We start from the raw sequence: 1,824 nt of genomic DNA, 5'->3' as shown, positions 1-1,824 counted from the left end.
TTACCCAAAAACTTCTGGGTGAAATAGAATGTAAAAGTAAGGTGGGAGTGGGAACCAAATTTATAATTAAGTTACCCCTCCAAATCGATTCACATCCATAGTTTCCTCAATCAAAACATCAGTAGCAAAGAAAGGTTAGCCGCAATGGACAAGAATATTTACGGTTTTTCAAATGAAAAGTCATCTGAAGAAGTGTTATTTGCTGAAGAAGTTAACTCCGATGAGGAGTTGTTTTTTGCCGATGAAGAATCGGAAGATACGCCGACTGAAAGCTGGAAAATTTTGATTGTAGATGATGAGGCTCAAGTTCACACAGCTACCGAGCTCGCCTTAAGAAAATTTGTTTTTGAAGATAAATCCTTAAAGTTTATTAGTGCTTATTCCGCTACTGAAGCTAGACAGTTAATCCAAGAACATCCGGATGTAGCCATCATCCTGCTTGATGTAATCATGGAAACGGATGATGCTGGCTTAGAGTTTGTTAAATATGTCCGCAAAGTGTTAGGCAATCAGTTAGTGCGAATTATTTTACGCACGGGTCAACCCGGACAAGTCCCCGAAAAAAGCGTTATTATCAATTACGATATTAATGACTATAAAACTAAAACTGAATTAACAACCTCAAAGCTATATACTACAGTGCTAACAGCTTTGAGAAGTTTTTGTCTTGGTCATAAATTGCAGTCAGAAATAGAGCGGCGCGAACAAGTAGAGAAAGCACTTCGTATCAGTGAAGAACAAGAACACCAAAAAGCTCTTGCCTTAGAGCATTTTGTCCAAGAACTGCAAGACGCACAACTCCAGTTAATTCAAAGTGAAAAAATGTCTAGTCTTGGTCAATTAGTTGCAGGTGTCGCTCATGAGATTAATAATCCGGTTAACTTTATTTACGGCAATATCTCCTATGCCAAAGATTATATTAAAGAACTCATCTATCTGTTGAATCTCTACCAACGCCATTACCCCGAACCAAAAGCAGAAATTCTCAAAGCAATAGAAGATGGAGAGTTGTCCTTTATCATGGACGATTTGCCAAAATTGCTTTCTTCCATGCAGTTAGGCATCGATCGCATTCGCCTTATTGTGCAGTCTCTACGAAATTTTTCGCGGTTGGATGAAACCGAAATCAAATCAGTAGATATCCACGAAGGGATTAATAGTAGTGTGATGATTTTACAGCACCGACTAAAAGCTAGGTCAGATCGCCCTGCTATTAATGTAATTAGAGACTATAGTGAATTGCCGCTTGTAACCTGTTATGCAGGTCAACTCAATCAGGTGTTTATGAACCTTTTAGCGAATGCTATAGATGCTTTAGAAGAGCGGGTAAGTAGAGGAGATGGTGCTGTTTTTCATCCCGAAATTGTGATTCGTACTGAAGTTATACCGGGCAATTCGCATGATCAGGACAACATTAGCTCTGGTTCAGGCATTCGGGTAACAATTGCTGATAATGGTGTTGGGATGACTGAGAAAGTTCGTTCAAAACTTTTCACTCCCTTTTTTACTACTAAGCCAATCGGAAAAGGTACAGGGATGGGATTGTCAATCAGCCAAAAAATTATGCTAGAAAAACACTGCGGTCAATTGCAGTGTTTTTCTACGCCTGAGCACGGAACGCAGTTTATTATTGAGATGCCTAGTATCTGTATAGCAACCAATCTCGCCGTAGCTATGCCTTAGAAAACTCCTCTGGCTGAATTGATAATATAGCGCCTTTCAGTTACATGAGAAGAGGGTAATTGCTAATTGGAGTTTAGACTAAGCAGGTCAAAAAGTGCGATCGCACTGAGACTAGCGAACAGTTCTCAAGAACGGCAATGG

Annotated in this window: 1 protein-coding gene; it reads left to right on the top strand. The window is 39.6% G+C overall.

Annotation, left to right across the window (positions count from 1 at the left end):
- The first annotated feature begins 144 nt into the window (after window positions 1-144).
- Window positions 145-1,683 carry an ATP-binding protein gene (locus tag QUA04_RS29495; RefSeq protein ID WP_333264299.1) on the top strand — a complete coding sequence of 513 codons (1,539 nt, stop codon included), beginning with the start codon at window positions 145-147 and terminating at the stop codon, window positions 1,681-1,683.
- Window positions 1,684-1,824 lie beyond the last annotated feature (141 nt).

Source organism: Microcoleus sp. S13_C5, assembly GCF_036700845.1.
Taxonomy (GTDB): Bacteria; Cyanobacteriota; Cyanobacteriia; order Cyanobacteriales; family Microcoleaceae; genus Microcoleus.
This window is presented reverse-complemented; position numbering and strand designations above follow the sequence as displayed.

Coding starts and splice junctions, on each gene's coding strand:
- QUA04_RS29495 (WP_333264299.1), top strand. CDS start 145: ATGGACAAGAATATTTACGGTTTTTCAAATGAAAAGTCATCTGAAGAA.